Origin of the sequence: Leptogranulimonas caecicola (genome assembly GCF_023168405.1) — a bacterium.
GTDB lineage: Bacteria > Actinomycetota > Coriobacteriia > Coriobacteriales > Atopobiaceae > Leptogranulimonas > Leptogranulimonas caecicola.
In genome coordinates, this window is sequence record NZ_AP025285.1 from 1,525,009 (window position 1) to 1,542,636 (window position 17,628).

General features: G+C 59.7%; 11 protein-coding genes and 1 pseudogene. 6 read left to right on the top strand and 6 right to left on the bottom strand.

All coding sequences use genetic code 11. From position 1 onward, the window contains the following. The first annotated feature begins 6 nt into the window (after positions 1-6). Positions 7-2,841, top strand: a complete 2,835-nt coding sequence (locus tag OR601_RS06770) for a hypothetical protein (RefSeq protein ID WP_136012080.1) — start codon at positions 7-9, stop codon at positions 2,839-2,841. A 250-nt stretch (positions 2,842-3,091) separates the two neighbouring features. Here the strand turns inward: OR601_RS06770 and OR601_RS06775 are convergent, their stop codons facing one another. After that, positions 3,092-3,544, bottom strand: a complete 453-nt coding sequence (locus OR601_RS06775) for a MarR family winged helix-turn-helix transcriptional regulator (protein ID WP_167604271.1) — start codon at positions 3,542-3,544, stop codon at positions 3,092-3,094. 661 nt (positions 3,545-4,205) lie between these two features. Continuing rightward, positions 4,206-4,517 (bottom strand): YerC/YecD family TrpR-related protein, encoded by a 312-nt coding sequence (locus tag OR601_RS06780; protein ID WP_136012078.1) that lies wholly within the window; start codon positions 4,515-4,517, stop codon positions 4,206-4,208. Positions 4,518-4,613: 96 nt separating this feature from the next. Here OR601_RS06780 and OR601_RS06785 point away from each other — a divergent pair, with 96 nt between their 5' ends. After that, positions 4,614-4,973: a phage holin family protein gene (locus tag OR601_RS06785; RefSeq protein ID WP_136012077.1), complete on the top strand. Its 360-nt coding sequence runs from the start codon at positions 4,614-4,616 to the stop codon at positions 4,971-4,973. A 1,650-nt stretch (positions 4,974-6,623) separates the two neighbouring features. Here OR601_RS06785 and gatB read toward each other — a convergent pair. The 3 genes and pseudogenes from gatB to gatC form a co-directional block, all read right to left on the bottom strand. Next, a pseudogene (gene gatB / locus OR601_RS06790) lies at positions 6,624-8,177 on the bottom strand (Asp-tRNA(Asn)/Glu-tRNA(Gln) amidotransferase subunit GatB); the annotation flags it as partial. Beyond that, entirely contained in the window at positions 8,174-9,667 is a 1,494-nt protein-coding gene (gene gatA, locus OR601_RS06795; RefSeq protein ID WP_265591468.1) for an Asp-tRNA(Asn)/Glu-tRNA(Gln) amidotransferase subunit GatA, read from the bottom strand. The gene gatA and the pseudogene gatB, both read right to left, overlap by 4 nt. After that, positions 9,667-9,981 (bottom strand): Asp-tRNA(Asn)/Glu-tRNA(Gln) amidotransferase subunit GatC, encoded by a 315-nt coding sequence (gene gatC / locus OR601_RS06800; protein ID WP_136012074.1) that lies wholly within the window; start codon positions 9,979-9,981, stop codon positions 9,667-9,669. The genes gatA and gatC overlap by 1 nt, the downstream gene beginning before the upstream one ends. 430 nt (positions 9,982-10,411) lie before the next feature. Here gatC and eno point away from each other — a divergent pair, with 430 nt between their 5' ends. Further along, positions 10,412-11,701, top strand: coding sequence for a phosphopyruvate hydratase (eno, locus tag OR601_RS06805; RefSeq protein ID WP_136012073.1), 1,290 nt, complete (start codon positions 10,412-10,414; stop codon positions 11,699-11,701). A gap of 406 nt (positions 11,702-12,107) precedes the next feature. On the opposite strand, the gene OR601_RS06810 is transcribed toward eno, so the two are convergent. Beyond that, the gene (locus OR601_RS06810) at positions 12,108-13,439 is read right to left on the bottom strand and encodes an MFS transporter (protein ID WP_265591469.1); all 1,332 of its coding nucleotides are present in this window, start codon (positions 13,437-13,439) and stop codon (positions 12,108-12,110) included. A 757-nt stretch (positions 13,440-14,196) separates the two neighbouring features. On the opposite strand from OR601_RS06810, the gene sufC reads away from it, so the two are divergent. Genes sufC through OR601_RS06825 form a run of 3 tightly spaced genes read left to right on the top strand, consistent with a single transcriptional unit; the run spans position 14,197 to position 17,599 of the window. Continuing rightward, the gene (gene sufC / locus OR601_RS06815; protein WP_136012071.1) at positions 14,197-15,024 is read left to right on the top strand and encodes a Fe-S cluster assembly ATPase SufC; all 828 of its coding nucleotides are present in this window, start codon (positions 14,197-14,199) and stop codon (positions 15,022-15,024) included. 5 nt (positions 15,025-15,029) lie between these two features. Continuing rightward, positions 15,030-16,484 (top strand): Fe-S cluster assembly protein SufB, encoded by a 1,455-nt coding sequence (gene sufB, locus OR601_RS06820; RefSeq protein WP_265591470.1) that lies wholly within the window; start codon positions 15,030-15,032, stop codon positions 16,482-16,484. Continuing rightward, complete coding sequence (locus tag OR601_RS06825) at positions 16,484-17,599, top strand: SufB/SufD family protein (protein WP_265591471.1); 1,116 nt, start codon at positions 16,484-16,486, stop codon at positions 17,597-17,599. Before sufB ends, OR601_RS06825 begins: the two co-directional genes overlap by 1 nt. Positions 17,600-17,628 lie beyond the last annotated feature (29 nt).

A 17,628-nucleotide genomic window follows, 5' to 3' on the forward strand; every position in this document is an offset into this window, starting at 1 on the left:
GCGCCGATGGCCCAGGCGGACACCCATACACTTCACAGCGCAGCCAACGACGTGCTGCATACCACCAATGTCGCCGAGCATCGCTTTGTGGACCTTTCCGAGGCCGACCCTTTAGCCGCCTTCTGCTTTGCGGTGGGGGTGCTGGCCATCGTCGTCATCATCGCCGCGGTGGTGTCGCCCGCGCTCAAGAGCCGGTTCAAATGGCTGGGCACCATGGGCGGCAAGTTTTTCCTGGTCATTGTGGGGGCGTTCTTCCTGCTGCTGCCTATCGCCATCCATCTGCCGGGTGCCTCAGGAGCGCTGTGGCCCACCTTGGCTCAGGCGATCCCCGCAACGTTTTACTACACCGTCAACATCACAGGCCTTTCGGGCGAGCTGGAGCTTTGGACGCCGGTGATCTATTCCATGCTGGGCCATGGCCTGTTGGCGACCCTCTATTACCAAGTGCTGTGCTTTTATACCGTGGCTGCCCCCATCATGCTGGCCTTGACGGCGGTGGATCTTATCGCCAACGGCATCACCGGGGCCGCCCTGTTTGTGGAAAGCCTCAAGAAGAGCGTCTTTCGCCGCCATATCTACGTGTTCTACGGCCTTAACGAGAGCACCTGCACGCTGGCCATCGACCTGTTGAGCCAGGTGCAAAACGTGTCCAGCCCCATCAAGTCCATCGCGCACCCCCTGCGAAGGGAGGCCAAGAAGCCCTCAGTGCCGCTGCTCATCTTTTGCAACTCCCAGAGCAACGCCGAAGACAACGGCCTTTTGGCCCAGCAAGTGCGCCAGGAGGCCTATGGGTGCGCCACGGTGCTCTTCACGCCGCTGGCCATCGACGTGATCCCCAACCGCCTTTCCTACCTGGCCCAGACCCGCTGTCCCACCTATTACCTCATCATCTCAGGAGACACCAACGAGAATGTGCGCGCCGCCTTGGAGCTCTGCGACTCCTTTGGGTCTCAGATGGCTCAGTGGGAGATGGACCGCCGCCGATGGGACCTCACTCGCATCGGCGAGAAGCCCAGCCTTTGCTCGCGCACCAAGACCTATGCCCGCAATATCCACGTATGGTGCGCCCATTCGAATCCCGACGATGGCCTGGTGTTCGACGCCCTTCCCCAACGCCGCGCCCCGTTGGAGCTCATCGACCGCCTCGCCCGACACGATCGCAGCGAAGCCGTCTCGGCCAAGCAACATCGCCGTGCCGCAGCCGCGCTCGCCCCCTTGATGGAGCGCGTGCGCAACCTCATCGAGGTGCGCCTTATCTCTGAGGAACGGGAGGTTATCTGGGACACGTTGGTGGCGCACCCTCTGACTTCCGTCCTCGACGATGTGGACCTGTCCTCTCAAATAGTCCCCGTCCAGCATCTCTATGTAGTTGTGCTGGGCCTTGGGGCGTTTGGGTCAGAAGCCGTGCGCGCCGCCTTCTGGCTTGGCCGCCTTCCCGGCGTGGAGCTGCGCATCATAGGCATAGACAAAGAGGGGAAGGCTGCCGCCAGCCGACTGGCCGCCCTCTGGCCCTCCATGATGGCCGAGACCACCAGGCAGGGCCAGCCTAGCTGCATCGTTTCCATGCCTCAGAGTCCCTCTGACTCTCACGACCCCTCTTCTGCCGTTTCCAGCGCCTCTCACCCGACCGTCCAAACTGCTGGCGCGACGAATGGAGGTGCCGCGCCTTCTGAGGCAGCCCCAGAGCCCTCTGCGCCCGCTGCCCCAGAGCCCTCTGCGCCCGATGTCCCCACCATCTCGGTGATAGAGATGGATGCCGAGGGCGAAGAGCTGCGGCCTTTCCTTCGCGGCCAGACTCAAAAGGCCTGGTTCCAAGGGCCTGACGGCTTGACTGACTGCGAGGTCTCGCTGCCCCAAAACGCACGCCTCTACTTCATGGTGTGCCTAGGGGACGACGAGCGCTCCGTCGACGTGGCGCTACGCTGCCAGCGCGAGCTGGTAATGCGCGTCCTGGACGGCCAGTTGGATGCAGGCACCCCACCGCATCTCAACCCGCTGGTGGCAGTGCTGGTGCGCAACCAGGAGATGCTGGAATCTGTAGACTGCGCCCTGAGGGCCCACGAGCACTTCTCGGTAGTGCCCTTCGGGTCCACCGCCCAGGCTTTCTCGTTCGCGTCGATCATCGCGGCGCCCTGGGAGACGGCGGCCATCCGCCTCCAAGGCATCTACCAAACCATGAATCACCTCGTCAAAGAAGACCGCACCCCCGTCACCCACACCGAGGTCATGGAGGCCTACAACGCCTTCGAAGTCACCAAGCTTTCCAATAGGGCCGCCACTCGCTTCACCCCTTACCGCCTGTGGTGCGTGGGGCTCAAGAGCGACACGCCCTATGTGAGCGAAGCCTTGGAACAGCAGTACCTTCTCAAGCTCGACGTGCCCCATATCCACGAGCAGGTGCGCACGCCCCATAGCGCCGCCCGACGACTTCTCTGCGGCATCCACTACAAAGAGACAGGCACCTCGCCTGCAGCCTGCCAAACCCGACGCACACAGCTTGCCTCAGCCGAGGCCTCCCTCATTGCCGAGAAGCCCGTGCTTTCTCAGATGGCAGCCCTAGAGCATGCCCGGTGGTGCGCGTTTATGGCCGCCAACGGCTGGCAGCCCATTCAGGGCGACATGGAGGAGCTGGTGCGACTGGCTTCTTTCATGGGCCTTGAGCAGACTCCAGAAAAGCCCTTCCCCCACCGCTCCATACACCTCATGCGCAACTACTACCTGGAGCATGACCTGGTCACCTATCGCAACCACGGCGCCGACTGCCGCGATGACCCTTTCGCAGCCGATCGCCTGGTGACAGTGGCGTCCATTCACGCCATGAAGGACCCCCGCACAGAATAGCGTGCCTGCCAACAGTCAAAGAAGGGCATCCCTGCTGGAAGGGATGCCCTGTTCTCGTATCTTGCACCCGACTCTCAGGCTCATGTTCGAAGGCGCCCCCAGCTCTTCAAAGCTGAAGGGCGCCTTGCAGGTGGCAATGGATGGTTTTCTCGGCTTCATGGAGGCTCTGTGCCTCAGCAGGACGGCTTAGCCCATAGCGCACGTAGCGCAAAGCACACGCAGCACCAACTTGGCAATAGAGACGTGCTGCTTAATCGGCCACGTTGCGGATCATAGTAGCCATGGTGCGCGCGCTCACGGAGAGCTCGGTGTCCTGAACCCCTTCGAAGAGCGAGTTGAACATGCGCTGTTCGAGCTCGGCATAATGAGGAGCCTCACGACGAGCTTTGCGGGTAGCCTCTACACGAAGCGCGCGGCCGTCGATGTGCGAAGGACGCAGCGTCACATAGCCGGCACGTTCGAGGCCAGAAACGAGCTTTTTGACATTCTGACGCGAGTAACCCATGTACGACGTAATGTCAGCCAGCGAGATCTCTGGCGAGCGAGAAGCCAGGACGATTTTGAGTGCCTCCCATTGACGGAAGGTGATGTCGCTGGACTCCGTTTCGAACAATGCCGGGATACGAGTGGTGAGCAGGCGGGTGCCCTCGACGATGAGACGGGCAGCGCGTTCTTGCTCTTCTTGCAGTGCAGCGTCTTGCATTGAGACCCCCTTTTTCCCTCCTACTGACTGGTTCTCCAAAAAATTGAGAAGTTTCCGCAGCCGTTCTAACATACCGTTGTTAGTCGATATGTTATCTAGGTGCCAGTATATCTGCAAGGCTTTTTCTGAATTTTTCTTTAATGTATCGATTAATGGCAATATGTTCTGGCGAACGGCATAACCGCAGCGCATTGGGGTCAAATTCAGATTCTAAAATGATATTTTTGGCTTTCTCCCCTCAATAACTAGCAACAATCGGTCCTTGTGAACGAGTTCCCTAATATTCCAATAAACAGGAATTTCTGAAAGTTTTCTGACAGATTATTTGATCTAACAGTTCTATTGATATCGAAATGTATTAGTTCATTTCTGTTCCTATGGCATCTCGATAGAAGACAGTTCTAAATGATACTATTTCACTTTATATATTTGAATATTTTGTTTATTTGGTTGGTATAAACACCGAGTTTAGACGGCATTTCATTTAATAATTCTCACGCGTTAATGTAGCAACGAGCGTAAGGAATGAAACGACAGGATATTCCTAGTGACTGATATATCAATACACTTTATTGGGGGAGTTTTCTCCCCCAGACATTTAGCTCTTAAAACTCTTTTCTCAAAAGCCAATGATCGAGGTGAGTGCGCAGTCCCCACAGCCTTACTCTTTGGCCGAAGCGTTAAGGGTGTCAAGCACCCAGCGATATCCACCCACATCGCCATTGAGAAACTTCGAGACCCGGCTCACGGTAGTAGAAGACGCCCCCGTAACCCTTTGGACCTGAGCGTAGGGTTGCCCTTCATCCAACATCTGGGCAACCTGAAGGCGTTGAGCCATGTCAGATATCTCGCGGCTGGTGCATAAATCCACCAACAGCGCCTGCACCTGCTCTTGAGTATGGGCTGCCATCACCGCTTCTACCAGTACTTGGACGTCAGGCTGAGACAGCTGAGCTTCGCGCTGGGGATCCATCTGCTGCTCCTAGGGTATAAGACCTGGGTTACAATTCGTTTTTCTATGGTAGCGCGACGGGATTGTCCTACTGGTGCAAACCGAAAGGAAATCATTGTGAGCTTCATCTTGAAATGGCTGATAACCGCTATCGCCACTATCGCCGCCATCAATCTGGTCCCAGGAATCATTGCAGTAGGAGGCCCCTGGATTGGGCCTATTGCCTGCTCGCTTATGCTGGCACTGATCGATGTGTCCATCAAGCCCATACTGCAGGTCTTAAGCATCCCTATCACCGTGATCACTCTGGGCATCTTCTACCTCATCGTCAATGCCCTGTTGCTAGAGCTTGCCAGTTGGCTTTCTACCTCGGTTCTTGGTGTAGGCATCTATATCGAGAGCTTTGGCGCAGCCTTCCTAGGTGCCATCATCATCTCCATCGTCTCAGCCATTCTCTCTTCTGTAATGGGCGCCTAGGAGAAGCAGTGAGAGCTTTTTCGCACAGCTGAGATGTGCCCTCTTCCACTCAGTTTGAGTGGATCGCGTCTATAAAGCTGCGGTCGAATGACGACCCCAATATCTATGGGTCCTGTGTGGCCTGCCCAACTGAGCAGGCCACGCACAACGTGCCATTTGTGCTCTGCTCTCTGCGCCTGGCACAATGCGTTCTTTGTGCCCAAGGCTCGGTGTTTTAGAGGGGGCCAATGTACTGTCCTTGACTGCACCCTAGTTGCGCGTGCGTAAGCTTCCCTTCTAAAACAGACTAACAGGACAAAAAGCGTGCTGTGAATTGGGACGTTGACGCAGGTCAACGTCCCTTTTTTGGGTGTTTAAATCTGGAAGGCTATTTTCACACGGGGACCCTGACAGAGGGTGTGCTGGCAGAGGCCCTATCACCCCAGATGAAGGCTGCAGAATCGAGCCGTTACATCCTAATGGCAGGAGGGCTCGATGAAAAAGGTGATCTATGGAGTCTGCGGGGCCAAGATGTAGAGGAGCGACAACGCTTGCGACTACTAAGTACATTTCTTCCGTACATCTCCTTCGGCACGCGCCTACTAAGTACAATTGAATATGAAACCAACTCTGTGAGCTTGGGTGATGTGATACTTAAATATAAAGTGACGCAGATTTTAGGCAAAATTGGCCTACTAAGTACTTAGTAGGCGCGAATGCATGGAATGGTACTTAGTAGGCATGAAATGCCGCTCAGTCCAAACCCCATCTGCCCTGCGTCCCCATCTCGCAGGTGGATCTGCTTTTGACTTTCCAGAATTTACCTGGGGGCTTTGCGGTTTGAAAGCATCTTTACTTTCAAACCGCCCCCCTTCTGGCCGCAAAGAGTACTAATAAATAATAAAGGTAGATTTGGCCAACAGGTTAGGGAGTGTTGACGCAGGTCTGACACGGGTCAACACCCCTTATCACAGCACACGTTTTGTCCTATAGGCCAAACATGGAGCCACTACGACAAGAAAAAGCTGGCTTGGTTGCCCAAGCCAGCTTTTTCATGACACGAGTGCTCAGTAAAGCCCCTTAGGGGTTCTACTCCTTAGAAGTATCAGGCTCGGAAGCAGCAGTCTTCTTTGTCCTAGGAGTCTTTGCGGCAGGCTTCTTTGCACCTGTCGATTTTGGCTCAGAAACCTTAGCGGTACTCTTTGCCTTGGATTTTGGCTTCGTAGAAGTAGATGCGGCTTTTGTCGTGATAGCAGGTTTGCTTGGAGAAACGGTCTTGGCTGCAGCCGTCTTTTTGGCTGCCGCAGGTCGGGCAGCGGTCTGTTTTGCAGTAGACGACTTTGCCGTCTTTGAGCTGGGCTCCTCAGCTTTAGGTTTAGCTGCAGGCTTGGCTGCCTTTTGACGAGAAGCTGCAGGTTTGGCAGGTTTGGCGGGTTTGGCGGGTTTAGCAGCCGCTGTTTTAGCAGCTTGACCGGGTTTGGCGGTTGGGGGTTGAGTGGTCGCCGGGCCGTCCGCGGACTTGGCAGGCTTTTCAGAGGCAGCCTTCTTGGCCGCAGGCTTAACCGGCTTAGCGGAAGCGGCTGGCTTAGCGGGAGCTTTGACGGGAGCCGAAGGTTTTGGTTCAGCTTCTCCTGCGGGCACAGCCTGGGCAGGCTCCTTCTCAGAAGCTGCCGCCATGGAAGCCACCAGCAGCTCGTTGAAGCGTTTGGGGTTGCCGCTGCCCTTGGCGCGCTTCATGCACTGGCCCACCAAAAAGCCCACCACACGGCTGTTGCCGTCGCGGAACTGCTGGACCTGGTCAGGGCATGCAGCGATCACCTCGTCCACGATAGGCTGGAGGGCGGAGTCGTCGGTCACCTGGCGCATACCGCGCTCGTCCACGATAGCCACGGCATCTTTGCCGCTGGCAGCCATGAGCTCCACCACCTCGCGCCCCTGTTTGGCCGAGATGCCGCCTTCAGACAGAAGGCCTGCCAGCGAGACCACCTGGGCAGGAGTGAGGGCAGTGTCGGCAAAGGTGGAGCCTGCGCTCTTGAGATAGCCGGCCACGTCGTTTACCAGGAGATTGGCAACCTGGACTGCGAGAGCAGGCTTTGAAGCCACGGGTTTCTCGGCAACGGAGGCCTCAAAGAAGCTGGCGGCCTCGGGAGAGCCGGCAAGCTGGGCGGCATCGGCGGCTTTGAGCCCATACTGGGAGACGTAGCGGGCGGCCTTGGCCTCGGGGAGTTCGGGGAGCTCGGCGCGGCACTCGTCGATGAACTCGTCGGAGAGGTCGAAAGGCGCCAGGTCGGGATCGGGGAAAAGACGGTAGTCGTCGGCGGTCTCCTTGACGCGCATGACCACCGTGCGGCGGCGGGAAGGCTCCCAGTGGCGGGTCTCTTGGAAGACCTCGCCGCCCATCTCCAGCACCTCGGCCTGGCGGCGGATCTCATACTCCAGGCCGTCGTGAAGGCTCTTGAAGGAATTGAGGTTCTTGAGCTCGGTCTTAGTGCCCAGAGCAGTGTCGCCACGGCGGCGAAGGCTCACGTTGCCGTCGCAGCGCATGGAGCCGTTTTCCATAGAGCAGTCGGAGATGCCCAGGGCCAGGAAGGTGCGGCGCAGCTTCTCCATGAAGAGGCGGGCCTCCTCGGGGGTGCGCAGGTCAGGCTCGGTGACCAGCTCGATGAGCGGGGTGCCGCAGCGGTTGTAGTCGATAAGGGACTCGGTGGCGCTGGTGATGCGGCCTTCCTCGCCGCCCACATGGATCATCTTGGCAGCGTCCTCCTCCATATGGATGCGCAGGATGCGCACGTGGGTGGAGTAGGAGCTCTTATCGGCAGACCAGGTGACGTTCTTGGAGTTGGCCGGGCGCTCCTTGGCGCCCTCCCCTTCCACGGTAAGATCCAGGTGACCGTGCATGCAGAAGGCCACAGGGCCCTGGGTGGTTTGGAAGTTTTTGGCCATGTCCGGATAGAAGTAGTGCTTGCGGTAGAACATGGAGCGCTTTTGGATCTCGCAGTTGGTGGCGAGACCCGCCTTGACGATGGAGCGGATGGCCTGGCGGTTGGGCACAGGCAGGGCGCCGGGCATGCCCAGGCACACGGGGCACACATTGGTGTTGGGCTCGTCGTCGTGGCTCAAGCGGCAGGAGCAGAACATTTTGGTCTCAAGGGTGGTGAGCTCGGTATGGATCTCCAGGCCAATGACGGCCTCCCAGCTCTCTAATACTTCTTGCAGCGACTTCATGCCAGGTAGCCTCCCTTTCCGGCGAAGCGAGGTGCCACCGGCAGCGCGCCTGCGGCTTTCTCGAGGGCGTGGGCAAAGGTAATGAGGGTGCGGTCGTGGAATGCCGGCGTCTGCAGCTGGGCCGAGACCGGCATGCCAGAGTCATGCCCTAGCCCCACCGGCACCGAGATGGAGCCGTTGCCGGCGATGTTGGAGGAGATGGTGAACATGTCGGAGAGGTACATCTGCGTGGGATCGCTCATCTCGCCAAAGTGGAAGGCGGTGCGGGGAGCCGCGGGCATAAGCAGCGCGTCCACCTGGTCGAACGCCTTCTTGTAATCCTGGGTGATGAGGGTGCGGGCCTCCAGAGCATGAACGTAGTACTCGTCATAGATGCCGCTGGAAAGCAGGTAGGCGCCCAAAAGCTGGCGACGCTTGGCCTCGGCCCCAAAGCCGTGGGCGCGGGAAAGCGATGACTGGGACGCCAAGGTAGCGCAGTTGGGCTCCTGATAGCCGTAGCGCACGCCGTCGAAGCGCGCCAGGTTGGAGAAGGCCTCGCAGGGGCCAATGACGTAGTAGGCCGAGATAGCCGCGTCGATATGGGGCAGCTCCACCTCTTTGAGCGTGGCGCCGGCCGCCTCGAAGGCGTCCATGGCGGCCTGCATGGCCTCGCGCACCTCGTGGGTGATGCCGGCAGCCTCGATAAGCGCAGGCACGTAGCCTACGCAACGGCCCTCGACAGGATCGTCTAAGTGCTCCAAGAAGTCCAGGTTCACGTCTTGGCTGGTGGAGTCCATGGGATCGCGGCCGCCGGCGGTGAGGGCATTCATGGCCAGCGCCACGTCTGCCACCGTGCGGCCGAAGGGTCCCACCTGGTCCAGCGAGGAGCCAAAGGCCACCACGCCGTAGCGGCTCACCGCGCCGTAGGTGGGCTTCATGCCCACGACGCCGCAGAACGATGCCGGCTGGCGGATGGAGCCGCCGGTGTCAGAGCCCAACGCCAGCGTCACCTCGCCGGCAGACACCGCGGCAGCCGATCCACCCGAAGAGCCGCCCGGCACCCGCGACAGGTCCCAGGGGTTGTGGGTCTGTTGGAAGCAGCTGGACTCGGTGGAGGAGCCAAAGGCGAACTCGTCCATGTTGGTCTTGCCCAGAGGGATGGCCCCTGCGGCCAGCATGCGGCTCACGCAGGTAGCGGTATAAGGCGAGTCGTAGGACTCCAGCATTCGGCTGGCGCAGGTGGTGTGCGAGCCCTCCATGTTCATGTTGTCCTTGAAGGCCACAGGCACGCCAGCCAGAGGGCCCAGAGGCTCCCCTTTGGCTCGAGCAGCATCCACCGCCTCTGCCCGCTCCAACGCCAAGTCGTAGGTGATCTCCAAGAAGGCGTCCACCTCGCGGTCGCGCTGCACGCAGGCGTCCAGGGCGGCCTGGGCCACTTCTTTAGCCGAGAAGGACCCCTCCGCCACGCCGCGAGCGATCTCTTGAGCCGAGAGCGTATCCAGATTTGCCATTAGCGATCACCTGCATCCTCGTCGCCGGCTGACAAGATCTGCGGCACGCGGAAGTAGCGCCCCTGCGTGGCCGCTGCATTATAAAGGGCGTCTTCCAGCTCAAGGCTGGCAGCCACCTCGTCAGGCCGCATTACGTTCACAAGGCCGCCGATGGGATGCGACGTAGGCTCGGCCTTCTCGGCAAGCTCTTTGATGGGCTCGAGCATTGCCACCGCGTCGTTCATGTAGCTGGTCATTGCCGCGAGCTCCTCGCTCGAGAGCGCGATCCGGGCGTAGTCGGCGATGCCGCGAACATCTTCTTGGCTTAATGCCATGCTCCGTCCTTTCCTTCTCCGATGCGGGGCCCTAAGGCCCCGTCTCACAGGGCCTTAGGGCCCTTTTCGCGATTGCACAAAGACAGTCTAGTGGAGGCCTTCGCACCCCCTGGCCCAGAGCGGGCTTTGTTCACCTAACTGTGAAGATGCCACATCTATAAATACCGATAAAAACTCTCACCTTGTCGAGGGCCATTTCTGAGCATCGACGTGCCTTTTGACAAAAATGACTTTTAGATGCTGTGCAACTTTGCAGCTAGAGGGGCCTGCTAGGGGACGCGTTGTGAACTTTATCGGGGGAATGGGTCCGTTGGGTTGGGAGATGGGTGGCGAGGGGCTCCAAGGGGGCTATTGTCTAAGACATGATCACTGGGCGTGTGGCCCGCTGTGGGGCCAACGTCAGGGAGAGCTCATGAAAGGAGCTTCACAAATGAGTGAAATTATTGATGTCTATGGTCGCGAGGTCCTCGATTCGCGCGGCAACCCCACCGTCGAGGTTGAGGTCACGCTGATCGACGGCTCCACCGGCCGCGCCATCGTTCCTTCCGGCGCTTCCACCGGTGCCTTCGAGGCTGTCGAGCTTCGCGACGGCGACAAGGACCGCTACATGGGCAAGGGCGTTCTGGCCGCCGTTGAGCATGTGAACAATGAGTGCGCCGACGCCCTCATTGGCCTGGACGCCTGCAACCAGCGCGCCGTGGATGCCGCGCTTATCGCTGCCGATCCTACCGACAACAAGGGTACCCTGGGCGCCAACGCCATCCTGGGCTGCTCTCTGGCCTGCGCCCGCGCTGCCGCCGAGTCCGTGGGCCTGCCCCTCTACCAGTACCTGGGCGGCGTGAACGCCCACGTGCTCCCCACCCCCATGATGAACATCCTCAATGGTGGCGTGCACGCCGACAACAACGTGGACTTCCAGGAGTTCATGATCGTGCCCGTGGGCGCCCCCACCTTCTCTGAGTGCCTCCGCTGGAGCACCCAGGTGTACCACACCCTCAAGAACGTCCTCAAGAACTCCGGCCACAGCACCGGCGTGGGCGACGAGGGCGGCTTCGCTCCCGACCTCAAGAACAACAAGGAGCCCCTGGAGTACATCGTCGAGGCCATCAAGAAGGCCGGCTTTGTGCCCGGCGAGGACTTCATGATCGCCATGGACCCCGCCACCTCCGAGCTCTACGATGCCGACACCAAGACCTACAACCTCAAGGGCGAGGGCCGCGTGCTCACCTCTGACGAGATGATCGACTACTGGGCTGAGCTCGTCGAGGAGTTCCCCATTGTCTCCATCGAGGACGGTCTGGACGAGGAAGACTGGGAGGGCTGGCAGAAGCTCACCGCTCGCCTGGGCGACAAGGTCCAGCTCGTGGGCGACGACCTCTTTGTCACCAACGTCAAGCGCCTGCAGAAGGGCATCGACATGGATGCCGCCAACGCCCTGCTGGTCAAGGTGAACCAGATCGGCTCCCTCTCCGAGTCCCTGGACGCCATTGAGCTGGCCCAGCGCAACAAGTACGCCTGCATCGTGTCTCACCGCTCCGGCGAGACCGAGGACACCACCATCGCTGACCTCGTGGTTGCTACCAACGCTGGCCAGATCAAGACCGGCGCTCCCGCCCGTACCGACCGCGTGGCCAAGTACAACCAGCTGCTCCGCATCGAGGACGAGCTGGGCGACTCCGCCGTCTACGCTGGCCGCAACGGCTTCAACGTACTGCGCTAAGTCTCTGCCGATAAGAACTCCCTAAAGCAGGGGTTTGCATCATCGAAGACGCTTTATGGGGACCCGTGCATCAAGGGATGCGCGGGTCCTTTTAAATGTGCAGATCTTTTTTGAAGCCCTCACGTCATCTTTGTTGGAACCGAAAAAGCCTCCCTCTGCATGGAGCCGAGAGGGCTCTCTAAGCAGGAACGTAGAGAATCCCTGGCTGGGAGGTGGAGGGGGTGGGAAAGGGTCTCTCGATCCCTCTGAATTAGTGCTTCATTAGTGTCAATAATACGTAGCTAACGTAGCAGTTTTCTGTATTAACTACAAAATAATGTAGCTAATGCAGTATCTATTCAGAGGGTGGCGCACCCTAGTCTACACTAGCTGTCAGCCTTCTCACCGTCTGGTCGCCATAGGCCTATTAGCCACGGGCGCGCTCCTGTGCAGCCGCCTGCGCCTGCGTCTCCTCTACTTCCAGCGGTTTTGCCGGAGTCGCCGGAGCGATGCCCACAAAGAGCAGGCCCACGCAAGCACTCACGATAGAGGCCCCAATGAGTACTGCCTGAACGCCCCAAAGATCAGCAAGGAAAGGTGCGAAGAACAGCGGGATGACACCGGCAAACTGGAGGCCTAGAGACATCACCGACATCACTCGGCCCGTATAGGCCAAGGGCGTGCGGCGCTGCACCAACAGGTCGCGAGTAGGCGCCAGCATGCCAAAGCCGAAGCCGGTGACCAGCTGGCCGATGGCTGCAAACTGCCACAGCGACGTGCCCACATAGATCACAGTGCCCACCCCTACCACCGTGAGCATGATCGCACAGCTCTTGATGGTGATGCGATCTTTGGGCAAGCGCACCATCACGGCCGAGCCAAGCACGCATCCCACTCCCATAGCCGCTGTGAGCCAGCCCAGAAACTCAACGGGCACCCGCAGGATGTCGCGATAGAAGATGGACTCCAGCGAATCGAAGGCTCCAAAAGCGAAGTAGCCAAAGAAGCCCAAACAAAAGAGGATCGCCAGGAAACGGTCTTTAAAGGTGATTGAGAAGCCCGCCGCCAAAGTAGCCAGTTTGGCCTTGAGACCCGGCTTTTGGGCGTGAGCAGGCTCCGCCGCCGGAGCCGCGCCCGAAATCATCTGAGCCGAAGGCGTATAGCGCTGTTGGATGCCAAAGACCACCGCCGCACCGGCGGCAAAGAACGCGGCCGATACCAAAAAGACTGCCGACAAAGGCAGCACCCGAGTAATGGCAGCCCCCACCATGGGGCCGGCGATAATGGCAACGTTGGTACCAAGATAAAGAAGGCCGTTGGCGTCTTGCAGGCGGTTTGTTGGCACCACGTAGGGCGGCAATGACGAGAACGACGTGTTGGCAAAACCCACCAGCATGCTCCAGAAGGCAAAAAACGCCAGGAGCACGCCAAAGCTGCCGGCAAAAAGGCTGTAGGTGATAAAGACCGCAGCGGTGAGGATAAGGGTGCCCAGGAGCGTTTTCCTGGGTCCTATGCGGTCTACCAGAGGTCCTGCGCAGGCAGTACCCAACACAATGAAGAGGTTGCCTGTGAGCATCATGAAGGAGATGCCAAAGGCGTCCGACCCCAACGCATAGGTCGCAGTGCCAAAGACACCCACGAAGTAGCTGCACTCGACGCCCATGCGGGCGAAGAGTCGGGCGAGAAAGAGCTGAAGGTCGGCTTTTGAGGTGAATCTCTGAGTGAATGATGAGGCAACGCGCCTCGCTACGTGGTTCATGGGAAGCTCCAAGGTGTTAATTGCAAATGTGATTTGAAAGATGGACAAAGCGCACTTAGGGACAGGTCACCTAAGGTTCGAACACCCACCCAGCACACATTGCGCATCACTCCGTCTTGTTGAGCTTCATCGAGCGTGTCCTTGGGGCTCTTGGCGCTTGCAGGGAGCGCTGGAGTTATTGGCGGACAGCTCAACTCACTGTACTTAAGCATCTATGGATGTGCAAGAGACAGACGGGGCGCCGAGATAGGAAAATGTGGATTGATCAGCCATTTGACAGGGCGCGTGCGTTTTGGCGAGAGCTTGCATGAACGTGTTTAGGCGATGTTGGTTAAAAGGGTTTGGATGGTGTGGAATCGAAGGCTCTGCATCTCTGTATTGGTCCTAAATCGAAGGGTTTTAGGCCCTCAGAAAAATAGCTACATTAGCTACGCTCTTAAGCAGATGATACTAACGTAGTAACTTTTCAGAGGGATGCAGCACCCTATTGATCCCCCAAGAATGACTCACCGCCTGCTTGGCACCGCTCATCTCACCAAGCTCTTCCTAGGTTTCACGACAGATATAAGGTTTCCCGCAGATTCTCATATTCCCGCAGATTCTCATATATTCCTACTCCAAAAGGGGTATTTTATTCCGGTGGCATTGGGACACCACGTCGAGTCCCACCACCTCACCCCGGCGCTCCTCATCGCACGCCGGCGAAACGCCCTTGTTTGGCAGCCCATATCGGTTGCCCCGAGCCCTAGGAGCACTCATGGCAGAACCGCTGCTCTCTGTATCCAACCTCTCGGCCTCTGTGGACGAGAAGCCCATCCTGCATCAAGTGAACCTCACTGTGGATCCCGGCACATGTCACGTGCTCATGGGCCCCAACGGCGCAGGCAAGTCCACTTTGGGCCATGTCATCATGGGCGACCCGGTCTACCAGGTCACTCAGGGCACCATCACCTTCGATGGCCAAGACCTTACAGACGAACCTACCGATAAACGTTCCCTTGCCGGCTTGTTCCTCTCTTTCCAGGCCCCGGTTGAGATCCCGGGCGTGCCCCTCTACAGCTTCCTGCGCACCATCTGCCAAAAGCGCCCGGAGCTCAAGATGACCGCGCGCCAGTTCCGCAAGCGCGTGACCGAGCTCGCCCAGACCCTGGACATGGATCCCTCCTATCTCACCCGTGAGCTGGGGGTGGGCTTCTCGGGCGGCGAGAAGAAAAAGGTGGAGATGCTGCAGTTGCTGCTGCTCCAGCCCAAGCTCGCCGTCCTGGACGAGACCGACTCCGGCCTGGACGTGGACGCCCTGGGCGTGGTGTCTCGCGGCATCCAGGCCTATCGCGAGAGCTGCGACGGCTCCCTCATCGTCATCACCCACAACACACGCATCCTGGAGCGCCTCCAGGTGGACGAGACCCACGTCATGGTCGACGGCACCATCGTCGCCACCGGCGGTGCCGACCTCATCCCCTACATCGATTCCCACGGCTTCGAGGGCTATGAGGCTCAGGCACAGCAAGCTGCCGAGAAGGCCGCCCTTCTCGGCAAGGACGAGATGGCTCCTTCGCATACCACCGGCAAAGAGGAGGCCTAGAGTCCATGGCAGACATCACTCAGGCAGATCCCAGGTTGACGGAGGGGGCGCAACGCACGCGGTCCCAAGTTGCCGATGTGGATCGCAGCCTCTACGACTTTGTGAAGAGCGAAGAGGGCTACGAGCGTTTCTCGGATGGCCTTTCGCCGCAGATCGTGGAGGAGATCAGCCGCAAGAAGGACGAGCCCCAGTGGATGCTCGACCTGCGCCTTCGCTCCCTGCAAATCTATGAGAGCACTCCTATGCCCGCCAATTGGGGACCCTCCATCGCCGGGCTGGACATGGCGAACATCTCCACTTATGTGACCAGCGGCGCCAAACAGGCAGACTCCTGGGACGAGGTGCCCGAGGACATCAAGGACACCTTCGAGCGCCTGGGCATTCCCGAGGCCGAGCGCACCAGCTTGGCCGGTGTGGGCGCCCAATATGACTCCGAGCTGGTCTACCACAACATGCGCGAAGAGGTGGCAGAGCTGGGGGTGGTCTACTCGGGTATCGAGGAGGCCCTCCACGGCCCCTACGAAAAGATGATCCGCCAGCACTTCATGAAGCTGGTGCCGCCCACCGACCACAAGTTTGCCGCGCTCCATGGCGCGGTGTGGTCCGGCGGCTCCTTTGTCTATGTGCCGGCCGGGGTCGAGGTGAGCTTCCCGCTCCAGAGCTACTTCCGCTTGAATGCCGCTGGCGCGGGCCAGTTCGAGCACACGCTGATCATCGTGGAGCCCGGGGCAGACCTGCACTTTATTGAGGGCTGCTCGGCGCCTAAGTACAACGTGGCCAACCTCCACGCCGGCTGCGTGGAACTCTTTGTGGGCGAAGGGGCGCACCTGCGCTACTCCACCATCGAGAACTGGTCCAAGAACATGTACAACCTCAACACCAAGCGTGCGCGGGTTGAGGCCAACGGCTCCATCGAGTGGGTTTCGGGTTCCTTCGGCAGCCACGTGAGCTACCTCTACCCCTCCAGCCTTTTGGTAGGAGAGCGCGCTTCCTGCGAGTTCACCGGCATCACCTTTGCCGGCGCAGGCCAAGACTTAGATACCGGCTGCAAGGTGCACATGGCGGCGCCTCATACACGCGCCTCGGTCTCTACCAAGTCCATCTCTAAGGGCGGCGGCGTTTCTACGTTCCGCAGCTCGGTAGTAGTGACCCCTCGAGCAGACGACGCACGAGCCTCGGTCTCCTGCCAATCGCTCATGCTGGATGACCGCTCGGTCTCCGACACCATCCCGGCCATGGACGTGCGCAACTCTTCGGCCCAGGTGGGCCACGAGGCCACCATCGGCCGCATCTCCGACGACACCATCCTCTACCTCATGAGCCGCGGCATCCCTGAGGACGAGGCCCGCACCATGGTGGTGAACGGCTTTGCCGAGCCCATCTCCAAAGAGCTCCCCCTGGAGTACGCCGTCGAGATGAACAACCTCATCAAGCTTGAGATGGAAGGAGCCATCGGCTAATGGCAGACGCAACTGTAGCCCAGCTTACCTCGGTGGATCCGGCCCCGGCCCAAACCTGGAACTGGCTCAAGATCAACTCCGGCACCCTGGAGGTGCCTCTCTCTGACGCCCTGGCCTCCATGGACGGCCATCAGCTCGCCCAGCTGGCAGACACCCAAGTGCCTCCTGAGGCCCAAGGCCTGCTTTTGGGCGTGGGCACCCAAGCCACCGGCTGGATCGACGGCGACGCCACCGCCCGCCAGGTGGTGCGCGTGGGCGCCGGGGAGACCCTGGATGAGCCGGTCACCATCCTTTGCGAAGCCGCCCAGGGCGACCGCGTCCAGACCACGGTGGTCTTGGAGGAGGACAGCTCCTGCCAGATCGTGGCGCTGGCCTTAGGCAAAGAAACCGACAAGGGCACCTCCGGCCAAGCGCTTCGCATCGTGGCAGAGCCTGGCGCCAAAGCCACGGTGTACCTGCTCATCGCCCAGGGAGACAACCAACAGCACATCGACGGGGTGGGGGCTCTTCTCGGCGAGGACGCCACGCTGGACATCCATCACTACATCTTGGGCAGCCAGTCTTCGGCTACCGGCGTGTTTGTGGACCTGGTGGGTCAAAACGCCTCTCTCAACGCCACCCTTTCCTATGTGGGCCGCGCCAACCAGACGGTGGACATGGCGTACCAGGTGCTCCATCACGGGCGTCGCACCTCGACGCTCATCGGCGCCAACGGCGTGCTTTTGGGCAACGCCCACAAAACGCTGAGGGCCACCATCGACCTCTCCCGAGGCTGCAAGGGCGCCGAGGGCACAGAGACAGAGACCGTGCTGCTGGCCGGCGACCAGGTGGTCAACAAGACGCTGCCCACCATCCTGTGCTCCGAGGACGATGTGGCTGGCAACCACGGCGCCACCATTGGCTCGCTCTCGGCTGAACAGGCCTTCTACCTCGCCTGCCGCGGCTTGTCCGCCGCAGATGCCAACGACCTTATGGCCGAGGCCATCGTGGACGCCGCTGCAGCCGCCCTGCCGCCCCAAGCCTCCGAGGCCGTCATCGCATGGGCCCAGGACAACCTGGGTGACGAAGGGGCGGAAAACGCCCGAGCGGCCGCTCAGCTTGCCCGCGAGTTCTAAGGCGCTCGGCTTCGCGCTCCTCGCAAAGC